The organism is Enterovibrio gelatinilyticus, assembly GCF_028683095.1.
GTDB lineage: Bacteria > Pseudomonadota > Gammaproteobacteria > Enterobacterales > Vibrionaceae > Enterovibrio > Enterovibrio gelatinilyticus.
In genome coordinates this window covers 52157-69291 of record NZ_JAJUBC010000015.1, presented here as the reverse complement: position 1 = coordinate 69291, position 17135 = coordinate 52157, and the positions used below count along the sequence as shown (strand labels likewise).

The 17135-nt window shown below is 46.0% G+C and carries 16 protein-coding genes; 8 read left to right on the top strand and 8 right to left on the bottom strand.

Annotated elements, in window-relative coordinates:
- Positions 1-135 precede the first annotated feature (135 nt).
- From LRP50_RS14075 to LRP50_RS14050, 6 genes are all read left to right on the top strand, one after another.
- Complete coding sequence (locus LRP50_RS14075) at positions 136-738, top strand: helix-turn-helix domain-containing protein (protein ID WP_274165099.1); 603 nt, start codon at positions 136-138, stop codon at positions 736-738.
- Positions 738-1283, top strand: a complete 546-nt coding sequence (locus LRP50_RS14070) for a hypothetical protein (protein ID WP_274165098.1) — start codon at positions 738-740, stop codon at positions 1281-1283. Before LRP50_RS14075 ends, LRP50_RS14070 begins: the two co-directional genes overlap by 1 nt.
- A gap of 344 nt (positions 1284-1627) precedes the next feature.
- The gene (locus tag LRP50_RS14065; RefSeq protein ID WP_274165097.1) at positions 1628-2164 is read left to right on the top strand and encodes a hypothetical protein; all 537 of its coding nucleotides are present in this window, start codon (positions 1628-1630) and stop codon (positions 2162-2164) included.
- Positions 2161-2985, top strand: coding sequence for a putative phage abortive infection protein (locus LRP50_RS14060; RefSeq protein WP_274165096.1), 825 nt, complete (start codon positions 2161-2163; stop codon positions 2983-2985). Before LRP50_RS14065 ends, LRP50_RS14060 begins: the two co-directional genes overlap by 4 nt.
- On the top strand, positions 2975-3997 hold the full coding sequence (locus tag LRP50_RS14055) for a phage integrase (RefSeq protein ID WP_274165095.1): 1023 nt from the start codon (positions 2975-2977) through the stop codon (positions 3995-3997). The genes LRP50_RS14060 and LRP50_RS14055 overlap by 11 nt, the downstream gene beginning before the upstream one ends.
- 1 nt (position 3998) lies before the next feature.
- Positions 3999-4961 carry a hypothetical protein gene (locus tag LRP50_RS14050; RefSeq protein WP_274165094.1) on the top strand — a complete coding sequence of 321 codons (963 nt, stop codon included), beginning with the start codon at positions 3999-4001 and terminating at the stop codon, positions 4959-4961.
- A 125-nt stretch (positions 4962-5086) separates the two neighbouring features.
- On the opposite strand, the gene LRP50_RS14045 is transcribed toward LRP50_RS14050, so the two are convergent.
- Positions 5087-5527: a YcgN family cysteine cluster protein gene (locus tag LRP50_RS14045; RefSeq protein WP_274165093.1), complete on the bottom strand. Its 441-nt coding sequence runs from the start codon at positions 5525-5527 to the stop codon at positions 5087-5089.
- Positions 5528-5747: 220 nt separating this feature from the next.
- Here LRP50_RS14045 and LRP50_RS14040 point away from each other — a divergent pair, with 220 nt between their 5' ends.
- Positions 5748-5996 carry a YkgJ family cysteine cluster protein gene (locus LRP50_RS14040; protein ID WP_274165151.1) on the top strand — a complete coding sequence of 83 codons (249 nt, stop codon included), beginning with the start codon at positions 5748-5750 and terminating at the stop codon, positions 5994-5996.
- Here LRP50_RS14040 and LRP50_RS14035 read toward each other — a convergent pair.
- On the bottom strand, positions 5993-6580 hold the full coding sequence (locus tag LRP50_RS14035) for a sugar O-acetyltransferase (RefSeq protein WP_274165092.1): 588 nt from the start codon (positions 6578-6580) through the stop codon (positions 5993-5995). The genes LRP50_RS14040 and LRP50_RS14035 overlap by 4 nt on opposite strands.
- Positions 6581-6643: 63 nt before the next feature.
- Here LRP50_RS14035 and LRP50_RS14030 point away from each other — a divergent pair, with 63 nt between their 5' ends.
- A complete protein-coding gene (locus LRP50_RS14030; protein WP_274165091.1) occupies positions 6644-8092 on the top strand; it encodes a hypothetical protein in 1449 nt (482 codons plus the stop codon).
- Between the two features lie 184 nt (positions 8093-8276).
- On the opposite strand, the gene LRP50_RS14025 is transcribed toward LRP50_RS14030, so the two are convergent.
- From LRP50_RS14025 to LRP50_RS14000, 6 genes are all read right to left on the bottom strand, one after another.
- Positions 8277-8735 (bottom strand): FKBP-type peptidyl-prolyl cis-trans isomerase, encoded by a 459-nt coding sequence (locus tag LRP50_RS14025; protein ID WP_274165090.1) that lies wholly within the window; start codon positions 8733-8735, stop codon positions 8277-8279.
- Between the two features lie 207 nt (positions 8736-8942).
- The gene (locus LRP50_RS14020; protein WP_274165089.1) at positions 8943-9680 is read right to left on the bottom strand and encodes a 3'-5' exonuclease; all 738 of its coding nucleotides are present in this window, start codon (positions 9678-9680) and stop codon (positions 8943-8945) included.
- 8 nt (positions 9681-9688) lie between these two features.
- Entirely contained in the window at positions 9689-11572 is a 1884-nt protein-coding gene (locus LRP50_RS14015; protein ID WP_274165088.1) for a DUF294 nucleotidyltransferase-like domain-containing protein, read from the bottom strand.
- A gap of 129 nt (positions 11573-11701) precedes the next feature.
- The gene (locus LRP50_RS14010; RefSeq protein ID WP_420791223.1) at positions 11702-13309 is read right to left on the bottom strand and encodes a BCCT family transporter; all 1608 of its coding nucleotides are present in this window, start codon (positions 13307-13309) and stop codon (positions 11702-11704) included.
- A 561-nt stretch (positions 13310-13870) separates the two neighbouring features.
- Complete coding sequence (locus LRP50_RS14005; RefSeq protein WP_274165086.1) at positions 13871-15505, bottom strand: BCCT family transporter; 1635 nt, start codon at positions 15503-15505, stop codon at positions 13871-13873.
- Between the two features lie 298 nt (positions 15506-15803).
- A complete protein-coding gene (locus LRP50_RS14000) occupies positions 15804-17111 on the bottom strand; it encodes a dicarboxylate/amino acid:cation symporter (protein WP_274165085.1) in 1308 nt (435 codons plus the stop codon).
- Positions 17112-17135 lie beyond the last annotated feature (24 nt).

Here is a 17135-nt window from a genome sequence, read left to right as displayed (position 1 = left end):
TATGACAAACCTTAGATCGTAAATGCGAACCAAGGCAAGGACAAGTGGCAGTTAAAAGCGAACTGGCCATATATTTAGTATCAATATTGAGACATAAGTCGCATTTTGGTTTTTATTTGAACCTCTGGAGGAAGCATGGGCAGGTTAGAAGCGAAAGTTCCGCCTTTCGAATATCTCAAAGGAAAAGAAATCGTCGATAAACTGAAAGAATCAGTAGGTGTAGATATCGATTTACAGCTTGCTGACGTATTCGGTGTACCAAAAGGAACTATCGGCACGTGGAAACAACGCGAACTAACACCTTATGAGCTAATCTTGCGCACTTGTCTGGCCTATGATGTGAACCTTGAAGCTCTTGCATTAGGCAAAGGAGAGTTATTTAAGGAAGGTTCAACGAAATCGCTATCTGAAACTCTTATAGCCAAACAGCTAGAAGGTGGGCAGGTTAAAGACCTAGAACCTATTTCTTTTGATAAGTCTTTACTAACAAATGGATTAGATAGTTCGAATTGTGTTGTCTACAAATCAGATTCAGAAACTCTCTTCGTAAACATTGAAGACACCAACCCTAGTTCCGGCAGATACCTAATTGATATTGATGGCGTGATTTCAATTACTAAACTTCAACGCTTACCCGGCGGCAAAGTATCAATGCAGTTTGATAACGCGCCAGTGGTGGTTGAAGTCAGTGATTTGAAAGTGGTGGGTAAGGTTGCGATGAGTTTGGTGAGGGAGTGATGGAAGTATTAGAAAGTTCAATATCAAATCCATACCTAGATTTCATTGACAATTGGCCAACAATTGCAGAGCCACTTAGTATTCTCCTTACAAAAATCGACAGTACTGTAACCGACGAAGATACCGACATTAGCCAGTATTATATTAAGGCCGACGAAATACTTCGCAGTGAAAAATCAATTTCTAAAAAAGAGCTTTACTTAGCTTTTGAGAGCTTGACTCATATCCTTTACTACATTAACGCAGCCATAAATTCATATAAAAAATCTCATGAAGCCAATATCATCTCAATTTTCTCCGCATCAAGCTCTGACGTTCTGCTGTACTTAATCGCAGTTAAGTCCACACAATTGACTAACGAAGATAATCGAGTTCTTAAATCGGACCAATTGAAACCCTTCATATCTCCCAGGCTGTTAGAGAAATTCAACTCATCCATGCAAATAACCAGCGAAATGATGGGAATAGAGTCCACATCTAACTTAATGTTAAAATCAGATAGAAAACACATTTTTTACGACAACAAAAAAATGAATTTCAACTAATAAATGATGCCGCCACATTATTCCTATCACTTTACAGACTAAAAATACGTCGCCGTGAATATAACTTCAACCTCTTACTTAGTATCAATGATATAGCTGGATTTTTCATTAACTCTAACGCCTATTGCATATATAACCCTTACTCCTCATATAGTTTTTATTTTGAATCTCACAGCTACAAATCAAATAAAGAACTCAATCATATAGCGAAGCGAATTGTAGAATCAGATAATGCTATAAATGCAATACATGAACAAATTGAAAGTATAAGCGAGCGAGCCAACGGATTAATCGCTGATGTAGACTTTTACCACGAACAAAGCGTACGGATAGCTAAGCAAAAAATGGACACCGTTGCTGAACTTATGGGACATATTTCGAAGAAAATTGTTGCCAATGACTACGATCAGAGCGCAAAAAACGAACGTATTATGGCAGAGATTTTCCGCTGTGTTTCAATCATTTTTATGTTAGTCATTGCAATAGTGATTGGCTTTACTTTTTGGGATACAACGGCAGATAGCTTTAACTGGGAAACTTCCATTTTCCGCGTAGTACTCTCTCTGATGCTTTCAGCTCCCGCCGCTTATTGCGCAAGAGAAGCAGCTAAGCACCGCGAACAATATTACTACTACCTTCAAACTTCTATAAGTATGAAGGCACTCGACCCTTACATCGGGACCCTACCAATTGAAGACCAACATGCACTGAAGCGTGATATGGCGAAATCGTTGTTTGCTCAACGCGATTTCTCACACGTCAGTAAAGATGCTTTCCCTATTAACTCACATGAAATTGTGATGGAAATATTAAAGAAACTGGAAATGCCTAAGGGGCAATCTTCTTCTCGAGATAAGAAAAAAGAAGAGGCTGACGCATGAGCATAAAAAGGCTTTCCTTTTTACTGGTCGGCTTTATCGTCGCTTTAGTCGTTGGCTACACGAGTGTTTTACTCTATCTTACATGGCCAATTAACGACGTCTCCCTCGACCGTTCAGGGCTTTTAGGCGACAGTTTTGGCCCACTTACTTCACTGTTTTCAGGTTTGGGTTTTGCTGGCTTGCTCATAACAATTTATATGCAGCAAAAAGAGCTTGGCTTGCAGCGTGAAGAGCTTTCACTGACAAGGAAGCAGATTGCCAATCAAACTGACGAGTTAGCCGAGCAGAACGAAACGATGGCTCAGCAACGATTCGAGACGACATTTTTTAATATGTTGTCGCTTCACCGTGAAAATACGAATCGTAAAGTTATTTCAGGACTAGTCAGTTCAATTGAGGAAGGTTTGCAATTGGATTTCGAAATTGAGTTTCAAAATCGCGGTGATAGATTAGGTAAACTTAAGTCAATTGAATTAATAAATAATAACTACATTACATCTTACTCCCGTTTCGAGTCAGCCTGCGGGCATTACTTCAGACATCTATATCAAATCATAAAGTACGTAGATAACAGTGTTATCAAAGATAAGCGGCTGTATACAAATCTTGTTAGAGCTCAACTAAACAGCACGGAGTTACAGGCTCTTTACTTTAATTGTCTAAGTCAATACGGATCTGAAAAATTCAAACCTTTAGTAGAAGAGTATGGGCTATTGAAACAAATACCTGAAAAATCCTTTTACTACATGAAAGAAATAGACTTTATGTCCCTTTACGATAATCGAGCGTTCCAAGGTTCTGAGCTCAATAGTGGCAGTTAGAAACCTAAAAGACAGCAGCAAAAAGCCATGGCTTTGCGAATGCTACCCAACTGGCAGAACGGGTAAACGCGTTCGCAAGCGCTTTGCTACCAAAGGCGAAGCTGCTGCTTTTGAGCAATTCACCATGAAAGAGGTGAACGATAAGCCTTGGCTGGGTGACAAGGTTGTTCAGCGCAGCATGTTAGATATGGTCAATCTATGGCAAGAACGCCACGGCCAATCCCTCACTCACAGCAAATACACCTACAACAAATTAAAAACCATGGCTTTGGGCTTAGGCGATCCGCTTTACCATAAGCTCACCCCTGCCATGTATACCGACTTTCGCGCAAAGCGATTAGCCGGTGACATTGAAGACCAGCAAGGAAAATGTTCTGCCGTTAGCTTTCGGACTTGCAACAATGAGCAGGATTTAATGAATGCTGTGATTGTTGAGTTGCAGCGCATGGGTGAATGGAAATCGGAGAACCCGTTGAAGTCTGTGCGTCAGTTCCGATTGCATGAAGATGAAATGGAGTTTCTGACTACAGATGAAATTCGCCAGCTCATTGCGGCGGCTGAAGCTCATACAACGCACCCAGATTTAATGAAGGTTGTTAAGCTCTGCCTTTCAACAGGCGCTCGCTTTGGTGAGGTGGCAAAGCTAACCAGTGCGCAGATAAGCACAAACAAAGTGATATTCACGAAGACGAAAGGCAAAAAGACCAGAGCAGTGCCAATCAGCGAATCACTTTACAATGAGATCGCCCCAGAGAAAGCAGGCCCTTTGTTCAGCATTGGTTATTCAACGGTGTACCGTTTTATTTCCCGCACCTTCCCCCGCTTGAACGGTCAAGCCGCTCACGTTCTGCGCCACACCTTCGCCAGCCACTTTATGATGAACGGCGGAAACATCATTGTGCTTCAGCGAATTTTAGGGCATAGCGACATCAAACAAACCATGCGTTACGCGCACTTTGCGCCTGAACACCTTGAAGAAGCTTTGACGAAGAATCCATTGGTGAATTTGTAAGATGAAAATTAACTTCAAACACTTGGCTTGTTCAGTTGTCATTATTTACATATTGGTAATGATAACTCTGCATCGCTACCCAAACATGCCAGATAACAAAATTTCCTTTGGTGACTTTGCAAATATTTTGGTCGGTTTAACGGCAGTGTCTACCCTTTTATTTAGTATCTGGGATAGACACAAAACAACCATAAAGCATAATTCAGCTATCGCATTGGAATCGTATGTGAACTCAATAGACGGTCTGATGAATACGCTTTTAGATGCAGAAATGGATATCGATACAATCTTTTTCTCAATCGAAACTTGCCATACAAACTTAGTGCTATGCCAAAAATCCATCACAGAAAAAGAACATAAGCGGTTTGCGGTAACTAAGTACGAAACATTGAGGACGCATCTTAAACTTAAATATCATCGCCTACAGATCGAAGACCTTTTGAGTGTACCTGAAGAGGTAAGAGAACAATATAATATGACCAACTTCTCTACCAGTTGGCCTGCATGCTCATATGTTCTAGTATCAAGCTGGTTAAAATATGTTGTGCCAAGGACTCCTTTTTACAAGGAAATTGGTACGGCCTCTTATGGTAATTATATGTGTACTGAGGAAACTTACATAGGTTCCATGCTATCGCTGCTAATTGCCCAACCTCTATCTCTTAAGCCAAATTCGAACCTTCTCAATAAATTTAGTCAGTTCATCAAAACATGTGAAATTGAACAATCAAACTCTGATTTGTACGACGCATTCAATAAATACCCATCCCTCGCAGCCCATCTAATGCTAAGTAAAACATGCTCAGTACAGCGCTCAAAATATGGGGACTACCCCAACCTTTCGATAGCAGTTCATGACGTAGTCCAAAAGAAAGTTTGGGTGTCTTTTAAGGGCGGAAATTTCAAGCACAATCATCCCATTCCCGCCAAACTAGCAAATTCCAAATATCTAAAAAAGAGATAGAATCTGCCGTCACTCCATCGCCAAGAAGTGGCGACAATGTGGCGGCATATTTTAAGAATATGACAGATTATTGGGTTTTATTGGCAATGCGCCATTATCTAACCGACTGAAAACCCTTTATAACCTTACTTTCGGCTTGGATGGTTCAGAATGTGGTCTTCCCAATCGATCACATCGATTTCATACACGACTTTCTCGCGAACAGATTCATCGGCGGCATGCATCGCATCTTTCGAACCCGTGATTAACGGGTGCCAAGCTGGCAGCGGTTTGTCTTCTGCTAACAAGCGGTATGCGCAGGTGTCTGGCAGCCAGTAGAATTCTTCAATTTTGTCGCGAGATAGCTTTAAGCAGTCTTCGTCATAGCTGAAACGATTGGCGTAGTCTTTACACGAACACGTTTTATCGTCCAGCAGACTGCATGCGATGTTGGTGTAATAAAGCTGCTCGGTATCTTCATCAATCAACTTATGAAGACAGCACTTCCCACAGCCGTCGCACAGCGATTCCCACTCTGCATCCGTCATATCAGTCAGTGTTTTTTGTTCCCAGAAAGGTGTCGTCATGTTCGTTTATACCGTTGATGTTGAGATAACGCTAAGAGGCGCCCGTTATACCACCCAGCTCAAAAAGTTCAAGGACTATCCCTCCTTCCCCTCATTGACCCGTACCCTGGTGCCTAATATCAGCAAGTTATAAACGCATTTTGCGAAAAGCGTGATGGAGTGATAATGTGCGCGCCTTATTGTCATTGAGTGTTGGGCGCGTTAGATGAAAGAGCAAGAAATGAGTTGCCGTTTAGGCTGCGGGGCATGTTGTATTGCGCCAAGCATTTCATCCGCCATTCCTGGAATGCCAAACGGTAAACCCGCCGGTGAGCGCTGCATTCAGCTCAATGATGACAATTTATGCAAAATATTCGGTCAGCCAGATCGCCCAGCAGTATGCAGCCAATTCAAAGCCGACCGAGATATTTGTGGTGGTAGCAATCAGTTCGCGATTGATGTGTTAACTGAGCTAGAAATGCTCACTTAACGAGAGTGGCGCTCTACCACCTCTTCTTCCGTTAGTTCACGAATAACACGCGCAGGGTTACCCACTGCAACACTGTTATCAGGTACATCTTTCGTCACCACACTCCCTGCACCAATCACGCAGTTCTTGCCTATCGTGACACCTGGCAACACGATCACGCTGCCGCCTAGCCAAACATTGTCGCCAATTGTGATTGGCAAACCATACTCTTCCAAATCGAACGCCCGACGCCCAACATCCAAAGGGTGGGTTGCCGTGAGTAACTGTACGTTATTTGCCATCATCACGCGGTTACCGATGCGAACCGGAGCAACATCTAAGATCGTACAGTTGAAGTTCATAAACACATTCTCACCAAACTCGGTATGAATGCCATAATCACAAAAGAAAGGGGGCTCGATATACACGCTCTCTGGTGCATTCGGCAGCAAATCTCGCTTTGCAGTTTTCCATTCGTCACTGTCAGGAAGGCTTTGATTAAATCGACGCATGGCTTCTCGGCAGCGTATTTTATCTGCTACTAACTCAGGATCACTGGCAATATAAAGCTCGCCACTTAGCATTTTTTGCTTTTCTGTTTTCATTTTTTCCGCTTATTTGCGCACACTCCACAATAGACAGAGAACATAACCCAAACCGGAGATACCATGCTGAGATCTTGGTTCGCCTTCTTACTCTTTATTACCGGATTAGCTGGCTGCACATCTTCGCCACCACCCAAGTCTTCTGATGGCGTCTCAGCTCAGTGCGAGCAATCACTTGTTGCCTTCTACCAAACCGTAGAAGACACGCGAAGTTACGCCTTGCCTTATCACTTCGACTCGCGCTTCCCGCATCTGGCTTTTGATCGCATCAGCGCCTCTCTAACCGATTCGCTCAGTGACGAGGCTTCACGTCTCGAATGGCTTGGTTATGTTTCAATGCTCGGTCAGCAGCAACTTGCCACCGTGTTGGCGTTAACACCCCATGTCGAAAATACAAAACGGATGGCACTGACCCAATGCCAACACACACTGATGGAAGACAGTGCGAATGATCATGGCTTCTGGAAAGCCATTGAGAAGAATGCCCCCACGCCGCCCACCGCGTATCAGCATTGGAAACGCGTGTTGGGCGCGTATCCGATTGCTAGCGTGATCGCCGAATCGCGAATCAAGCAAGAACAAGCCCACATTCAACGTGATTTTGGCAGAGCCCTTGCTCATCCATTTCATTACAGTGAAACGCGTTCAACATTGTCACAAGAACAGATTGAGAAAATGATGAAACAGGCTCGTCAGTCATCCAAGCTTACGTGGCCGATGTTAGATGAATCACAGGCAGATAAGTTGCTCAATCACTACTCGCCCATGGTGACCGTTGAAACCTTGTCACAAGATGATTTGGTTGGTGCGTTGGCGTTCGATAATCATGGGAAGCCCATCATCAACACAAAGCTTCCGCGAATTTACCGCTCAGTTTCCTACACACGGTTTGATGAAGAGATACTGCCACAGCTCAACTATGTGCTGTGGTTTCCAGCCAGAACCGCAAAAGGCTCGTTTGACCCCTACGCGGGCGACTTTGACGCCATCAACCTTCGCCTGACTTTAGATACCAATGGCGCCCCCCTTATCTTTGATTCCATTCACCAGTGCGGGTGTTTCCACATGGTGTATGCACTGAGCCCAACACTGCGTTTTACGACCAGCGATAATGAGCGCCCTATTGAGAATCACTTACCGCTCCCCACTGAAAGTGCTCGCCTAGCCGTATCATTAACTAGCGGAGATCATATGATTAGCCAAGTGAGTTTTACCGATAACATACCCGCTACGACTGCGCTAAGCGCAATTGCACTAGAGACGAAAAACTTGGCTTCATTAATAACATTAGAAACCCCAAAGGGTGGAGTAATGAGTCCCTTCGACCGTCACGGGATCATCGATGAGAGCGCACGCGGTGAGCGCTGGTTTTTGTGGCCGTTTGGTGTTCGTTCGCCTGGTGCCATGAGGCAACAAGGCATGCACGCTATCGCGTTTATCGGAGAACGTCACTTCGATGATGCTTATCTTTTTGATGAATTGTTAGAGCGCATCGAGGTCGGAGCCGAATAGCCCTAAGCAAGAAGCGAGAAGCGAGAAGCGAGAAGCGAGAAGCGAGAAGCGAGAAGCGAGAAGCGAGAAGCGAGAAGCGAGAAGCGAGAAGCGAGAAGCGAGAAAAGTGTTCTTCCAATAACAAAAAAGCAAGCCATCACGGCTTGCTTTTCTCCCACCCAAAAGGGTGAATCAACCATCGTGCTTAATGTACGTGGCCGTGTTCAATTTCTTCTTGAGTCGCGTCACGCACTTCACGTACCACGCCTTCAAAATGCAACACCAAGCCCGCTAGTGGGTGGTTACCATCGATAGTCACTTGGTCACCATCAATGTCTGCGATAGTGACTTGGATGTCACCTTGAGGGCCTTGAGCATTAAAGACCATACCGACTTCGATTTCTTCAACGCCTTGAAACACGCTTTTCTCGACGGTTTGAATCATCGCTTCGTTACGTGGGCCGTAAGCATCATCAGGTTGAACGACTGCGCTGAACTCATCGCCTTCCGCTTTACCCGTTAACGCATTTTCCAAGCCGGGAATAATATTGCCCGTGCCGTGCAAATATGCGAGCGGATCTTTCCCTTCTGAAGAATCAATCACTTGGCCTGATTCGTCTTTTACCGTGTAATCGATTTTTACGACTTTGTTATCTTCAATCATCTTGCCATCCTTTGTCGGCAACGAATATATGCATCTGAAACTCTGACAGATACCGACTCCCTTTAGGCGGGACACTTTGACTCTAACACAGTGATAAAGGCACTAGGGTATCAGGCCGAAATCAATGAGGTTGGATTGAAAAAAACGTGAACTTCGGCAAATCCAAATAGGGAAATGTGCAACATTCCCCTACTGTTTTGCCTTTGCTTATCGCCAAAGTGTTTTCAAAGGATCATCTGGACTGAATCGATGTGCCACTTGTGCTTGTAGGAGTTCAGCCGTGGCGAGCGCATCCACCAACGCATTGTGTCCTTGATAAAACGGCAGGTTGTAACGACGACGACTGTCCGCCAAACGGATCGATGTCAGCGGTCTGCCAAACAGACGCGACCACAATTTGTGCCTTGGTTTACGATGAAACCACGATTCAATTTCCAGTGTATCAATCACTGGAAACAGTAACCCCTCACCCAATCGCTGCTTAATCGCTGAATCAATGAACTCACGTTCAATACGACGATAATGTACCACGACGATCTTACCTTCCAATGCCGCCAATACTTCTTCAAGAATACGGCGTAAATCAGGGGCATCACAGATGTCCGAGTGGGTAATACCATGAAACACAACAGAATCTTCATTTAAGGCTTTACGAGGCTTCACTATCCAGTGTTTGGCCTTACGACAATGAATACGTGACAGAGTAAAAGGCACAAGCCCCACGCTGATGATCTCGCTTGTCTTTGGGTCGAGCCCCGTCGTCTCAAGATCTAACGCAACAAATTCCACGTCCGAAAGCGGCATGTCTCCATTGGTGTTGGTCACGTCGTAAAAACGCTTCAACAAAGGCACTTTGGCCTTTTGTTTTAATCTACCAATCAACGTTGCCCAATCAGGGCCAACCATCGCATGAGACGCTTTTTTAGGAGGTTCAAGATATAGCATGTTGCCTCCTAGTTACTGCGGTTTGGCTGATAGCGATATTTCAAAAACTTCTGCGCATTACTCAATATTTCAAAGGCATCTTTCAGGTTTCGGCGTTCGAATTCAGACAAATTATCCGGTTCGATATTGTTGTCTGGTTCAATATCAGATTCAACATCCAGCGCCTGATGACGAATACGCACCGTCGAAATAAACTCCATCGCATCACGCAGATCTTCACCTCTTCCCTTAGGCAAAATCCCCGCTTCAATGATGTCATCAAGACGTTCAAATGAGTTCTGAGAACGTGAGTCAACCGCCAGAGCATGAACGCGAATGAGATCCGCCAGCGGCGCTGTGCCGCGACGCTTCAAATTCATCGAATTCTTGTGGCGACCGTCCTGCTCCATGACAAAGTTTTTGAAGAAACCCAACGGCGGCGTACGGTTCAGCGCATTTCGCGCCATACAGGCCAAGAAGCGATTATTACGGCGAGCACGACGTCCAATGAATGCTTTGAGTGTTTCCGCCCAATTGGTCGCGCCATATACCCCATCAAGATCGAAGAAAATACTGCTGTTAAGCAATGATTTCGGATTAGGGTGATCAATCCAATCAGCAAAACACGCTTCCCATTCCGTACGTGTTTTACGCCACTCAGGGTTCGTCGCCATGATGTTACCGGTACAATAGCTGTAACCACAGCGGGCTAAGCCATCACTCACAAACTTCGCCAAATTAGCAAAATATTCGTCATGCTCTTTCGGGTCGTACTTGTCATCCAAGATCATGGCATTGTCTTGGTCGGTCACGATCAACTGCTCATCACGCGCCATAGAGCCCAACGCTAAAAAGCAATACGCAACAGGCGGTGGACCAAACTCTTCTTCGCCTAACTCAAGTAAACGCTGCTTAAAGCTGCGCCCAATTACCGCCATTGCAGAGCCAATCATGTGGGAGTTGGCATCTTCAGATACCATACGTGAGAAACACGCAGGTACGCCTTTAGCAATGACTTCGAGATCATCAACAGATTGCTGACGGTAGATACTACTCACAATAACAAGGCTGCTTTGCGATTCGTAGCGCACGATATCCGACAGCGCAATGACCCCCACCGGCTTCTGATGGCGAAGGATCGGCAAATGATGAAGATTGTTTCTTAACATCGTCAGCATCGCCTCGAACACATATGCATTGTGGTCGAGAGTGATCAATTGCGGGGTCAGTATCTCAGAGACCGGCGTTTCATAAGGCAAACCCAGTGCAATAACCCGGGAGCGTAAATCGCGGTCAGTAATGATCCCTACAGTTCTCGTGGTTTCTTGATTGTCTTCATCCACCTCAGTGGTCATCACCAGTAGCGAAGACACACCTTCTTCGGTCATGATCTGAGCGGCTTGCTGAATGGTCGCTTCACGCTCTACGGTGACAGGGTCGCGAATGATTAGCGAGCTCACTTTAGAGGTAGTGAGATCATTACTATCATTATGACTTTCAACCGCTTGACGCAAACGCGTCGTATCTTCCGTTTCCATGAAATCAGAAAATACTTCGAAGCGTTCAAAAAGATCGTCAAACACCGTATCAGGAATGAAATACACCAAGCTGTCTTCAATCGCTTTGGCGGCATATCGAACCCGACGGTTCATCAGCAACCCCCACTGCCCGAAGATCCCGCCTTCAGACAAACGGTTAAATAGCTCACCGTTTCGACGGTATATTTCTAATACCCCACTTCGTACCACACACAAGTCATTGATGGGCACGCCGTATTCATACAAGGGTGTTTCTGCACGGAAATAGGAGATTTCAACGTGTTTAGCAACGTCGTCGACTACCTCTTCAGGCAACGCATCAAAAGGGGGGTGTTGCTTGAGAAACGCTGCGATTTCGATTTGTTCCGCTTCCATTAATTCTCAATCTCTTGAGAGCCATACTTGACTCATTCTTAACCAGACGAAACAGGGCAGACTTGTTCCCAAGCAACCCTTGAGGTTGCACGGGAACAAGCCTGCCCCATTACTTACACCTGATTGCGCTTAACCGCGGGGTTCAGACATCAATCCCTTGATTAATGACACACAGGCAACTAACAAAACAATGGTGAACGGGAAGCCCGTTGATACCGCCATCGCCTGCAAGGCAACCAAACCACCACCGAGCAGAAGTACAATGGCAACTAGGCCTTCAAACGTACACCAGAACACGCGCTGAGGCATCGGCGCGTCAACTTTACCGCCCGCTGAAATGGTATCAATCACTAGCGAGCCTGAATCTGACGATGTGACAAAGAACACAACCACCAGAATAATACCAATAAACGATGTCACCTGAGCCAACGGCAGTGCATCTAACATGGTGAACAACTGAAGCGGCAATGCCGATTCCGTGACCGCCATGTAGCCGTCGTTAACCACTTGGCTTATCGCCGTCCCGCCAAATGCCGTCATCCAAAGGACACACGCCGCCGATGGTATCAGCAATACACAAATGATGAATTCACGCACTGTACGACCACGCGATACACGCGCAATAAACATGCCGACAAATGGTGACCATGAAATCCACCACGCCCAATAGAACGCAGTCCAACCTTGGGAGAAGTTGGCATCTTCTCGACCAAACGGCATCGAAAGCGCTGGGAGGTGCTCAATGTATGAGGCCATGTTACCGAAGAAACCGGTCACAATCGCAAGGGTTGGCCCCATAATGATCACGAACAGCAGCAATGCCATCGCCAACATCATGTTGATTTCAGACAAACGCTTAACGCCCGCATCCAGACCTGCTGCCACCGAGATAAGCGCCAGACCAGTGATGAGTGTGACCAAAATGATTTCTGTGGTCGTCCCCAACGGAATACCGAACAGATAATTCAGACCCGCAGCCGCTTGAGATGCGCCGAAACCCAGCGACGTTGCCAAACCAAACAAAGTGGCGACAACAGCCAAAATATCAATAATGTGGCCAGTCCAACCCCATACACGCTCACCGAAAAGAGGGTAAAACACAGAACGCATGGTGAGTGGTAAGCCTTTGTTGAACGAGAACAGTGCTAAGCCTAATGCCAAAATAGCGTAGATCGCCCAAGGGTGAAGGCCCCAGTGATAGATAGTGGCAGCCATGGCCAAATCTGCAGCAGCGGCAGCATCACCGGCCGCTGCACCTAATGGTGCCCAGTCAGTTCTCACACCGTTTTCAACAGATGTGCCACCAAATGAAGATGCATAGTGAGACAGCGGCTCTGATACGCCGTAGAACATCAAGCCAATGCCCATACCCGCAGCGAACAGCATGGAGAACCAACCTGGATAGCTGTAATCAGGTTTTGCTTCCGTACCGCCAAGACGCACTTTACCTAATGGGCTAACAATCAGAAACAGACAGACAACGACAAAAATATCGCCCGCAGTCAGAAAGAACCAATCAAGATTTGAGGTTAACCAACCACGAATGTCGCCAAACAATGGCGCAACGTCTTTTTGGAAAGCGAGTGTGACAAAGACAAACAGTGCGATAGCGAGACCTGAGATAAGGAATACGCGGTTATGAATGTCTAGCCCGAGCGGGCCAATTTTTAGTGCTATGTTGTCTTGACCCACCTGATAGTCGGTGTCGATGGGGCTCACCTTACCGTCAGGCTTCATTAACTCTTCATGACTTTTATCGCTCACAGTAAACTCCTTTGTCCGTTTTGCGAGTTATTCAGTCAATGATGTTGAATATGCTTGGAAGACAATTCCAACATGACATCTGTCGACATCAGGCATATTAAACGCTCACTGGCAGACTAAACACTTTAACATATCCTTAGTGTTCAATGCTTAAGTGACGAGCTTCTTAATAACAAATATCTCGTAACTTGGCGTATTCACAGTTAATACTGGCGGTAAACACGCAGTGAAGAGGAATTTCACCCCACTAGCAAGCATAGAACCCTAAACAATGAGTACGGGTGTCTAACCAATGATATTTTTATCTACTCGTCACCCAGTCAAGTTATGCAAATGCGTCTCTGACGATCGTAATTCAGTCAATGTGTCACTTTGAAGCCAAAACAAACCCACTCACTGTCAGTGCCATTGGGTAGTGTGTGAAGCGTTGTTGCGATACCTGAATCATCTGAGAAATTACAGGTCAGATCATTTAGGTATCGATACAAAAAATCCGGTCGCTAGCGGCCGGATTTTTTTGATGTTACGAACGGGCTACGAACGAGGCTCTGACATCAGGCCCTTCACTAGCGAGAAAGCACAAAGAAGCAGAACAATACCGAATGGTAGACCTGTCGACACCACCATTGCTTGTAGCGCACCAAGACCACCACCCAGCAACAGAGAAATAGCCACCAAGCCAACGAACGTACACCAGAAGATACGCTGTGGAACTGGAGAGTCCACTTTACCACCCGCAGAAATGGTATCGATAACGAGCGATCCTGAATCCGAAGATGTCACAAAGAACACCACGACAAGAATAATACCAATCAGCGACGTCACGCTTGCTAGCGGCAATCCATCCAACATGGCGAATAGCTGCAATGGCAATTCAGCATCAACAACCGCACGGTAGCCATCTTGAACTTGCTCAATGGCAGTTGTACCGAACGCAGTCATCCACATCACACAAACTGATGTCGGGATGATCAACACACAGACAATAAATTCACGCACAGTACGTCCACGAGAAACGCGGGCAATGAACATGCCGACAAACGGAGACCAAGACATCCACCATGCCCAGTAGAAAGCGGTCCAACCCTGAGAGTAGTTGGCATCTTCACGACCAAACGGCATAGACAGTGCAGGCAGGTTTTCAAAATACGCGCCCATGTTCGACACTAGGCTACTAAAGATGGAAAGCGTTGGACCTACTGCGATAACAAACACCATCAGCAAGGTTGCCATCAGCATGTTGAACTCAGAGAGACGCTTCACGCCCGCATCAAGTCCCGCTACCACTGAACTCAGTGCCAGGCCTGTAATACCAATGATCAACACAATCTGCGTTGGTGTGCCGTTAGGAATACCAAATAGATAGTTAAGACCCGCTGCCGCTTGTGACGCACCAAAGCCCAATGACGTCGCCAAACCAAACAAGGTCGCAACCACCGCGGTGATATCGATAATGTGACCCGGCCAGCCCCAAATACGCTCACCAAAAACGGGGTAAAACACTGAACGCATGGTCAGTGGCAAACCTTTGTTGAATGAGAACAGAGCCAAAGACAGCGCTAACAAGGCATAGATTGCCCAAGGGTGAAGACCCCAGTGGTAAATCGTTGCTGCCATACCTAGGTCTTTTGCTGCGTCAGCATTACCCAGTGCACCACCCAGTGGCGCCCAGTCGGTACGCAAACCATTCGCAGCTTCAACAACCCCGCCCATTGACGCAGAGTAGTGAGACAGAGGTTCAGACACACCATAGAACATCAAGCCAATACCCATGCCTGCTGCAAACAGCATAGAGAACCAACCTACATAGGTGTAATCAGGTTTTGCTTTCGTACCGCCAAGACGCACTTTGCCAAGTGGGCTGACAACTAGGAGGAGACACAGAATAACGAACACGTTACCTGCACCAATGAAGAACCAATCCATTTGTGAGGTTAAGGTGTTTCTCATCTCACTAAAAACTGGACCGACCGACTGTCGAAATAGAAGAGTGACAGCGACGAAAAGCGCTATCATTGAACCTGAAATAACAAATACGCGGTTGTGAATATCCAAACCAAAAGGTCCAATCTTCACGGCAATGTTATCTTGACCGATTTGATAATCCGTATCAATCGGGGTTACAGCACCGTCCGGTGACATCAATTCATCGTGGCTCTTATCACTCACAACGACAACTCCATTTAAAAATATAAACAACAAAGCACCAAAAATTGTGCTTCAAAATAACCACAAAATATCCACCGGAATAACCAGCGAGTAAAGTGAAAAAATATGATGGTGACAATCAGAATTGTTTCTTTACCGCACCAATAAGCGCTTTAAAAACAATAACTAGAAAACCATTTGAAACAATGTGCGTCTCGAACAACCCAGCGCACACTTACAAATCTTGGTAATAGGAGAGAATGATAAACGCCACCCATTGATGACGCTTATCGAGGTTAACTTACCGAATGACTGTCGATTACTGTACTGAAGGCTTAAAAACAATTTTCTCGTCTTCTTCGCCCGCTTTCATGTCGTTGTAACGGTTCAGATCCAGAGCACCTTCACTCTTCGCCACAATACACGTCACCGCACAGTCACCGGTAATATTCACCGCGGTACGGATCATATCCAGCAAGCGGTCTACACCCATGATCAATGCGATACCTTCTAATGGAAGGCCAACTTGGTTCAATACCATCGCCAACATAACCAAACCCACGCCCGGCACGCCTGCCGTGCCGATTGAGGCCAACGTCGCCGTTAGAATCACAGTCATGTAATCCATCAAGGTCAAATCAACGTTAAATGCCTGCGCGATAAACACAGTGGCAACACCTTGCATCATCGCTGTACCATCCATATTGATGGTCGCACCCAAAGGAATGGTGAACGAGGCAATTTTGTTGTCTGCGCCCATACGACGTGTCGCCGTTTCCATCGATACAGGGATTGTCGCGTTTGAAGAAGCCGTCGAGAACGCAAACATGATCGCGTCTTCCATTTTCTTCAAGAAAGTGATTGGGTTAAGGCCAGCAAACACTTTCAGCAGCGTGGTGTAAGTGACTAGGGCGTGCAAAATCAGTGCACCCGCGAGAACAAAGAAGTACTCCGCAAGGCTCAGAATTGCCGAAAGACCTAGCGAGGTGAACAACTTCGCCATCAAACAGAACACACCGTAAGGCGCAAGGTTCATCAGCAGCGCAACCAGCTTAAGGATCACCTCATTCATGTCACGGAAGAAAGCGGCGACACGCTCTCCCGGCTTACCCGATGCACTGATCGCGATGCCAAATAGCACGGCAAAGATAATGATTTGCAGCGTATTGCCTTCAGCCATAGAGCTAATTGGGTTAGTCGGGAACATGCCCACAATCACTTCACCCAAGGTTGGCGCTTCCGCCGCTTTAAAGCTTGATGCAGCCGTTAAGTCCGCGCCTTTACCTGGCCCAAACAAGAGTGCGAGGCTCATCGCGAGCGTGATCGCAAGCGCAGTGGTGCCCAAATAGAATGTAAGGGTCTTACCACCTAAACGCCCCAAGGTTGCAATGTCCTTTAGCGCACTGGTACCGCAGACCAAAGAGACAAACACCAATGGCACTACCAGCATCTTTAAGCTGGCAACAAAGATTTGTCCGCCGACGTCAAACAGGCCATTAACAATGTATTCGTTAACGAACCCTTCGTCCGCAAAAAGAAAGCGAATCGCAAATCCCGTCGCGATACCCATGACCATACCCACCAACACGCGAGTCGTCAGGGACATCTTGTTTTTTTCTGCATTCATCGTCGAATACTCCATTTCATGTTT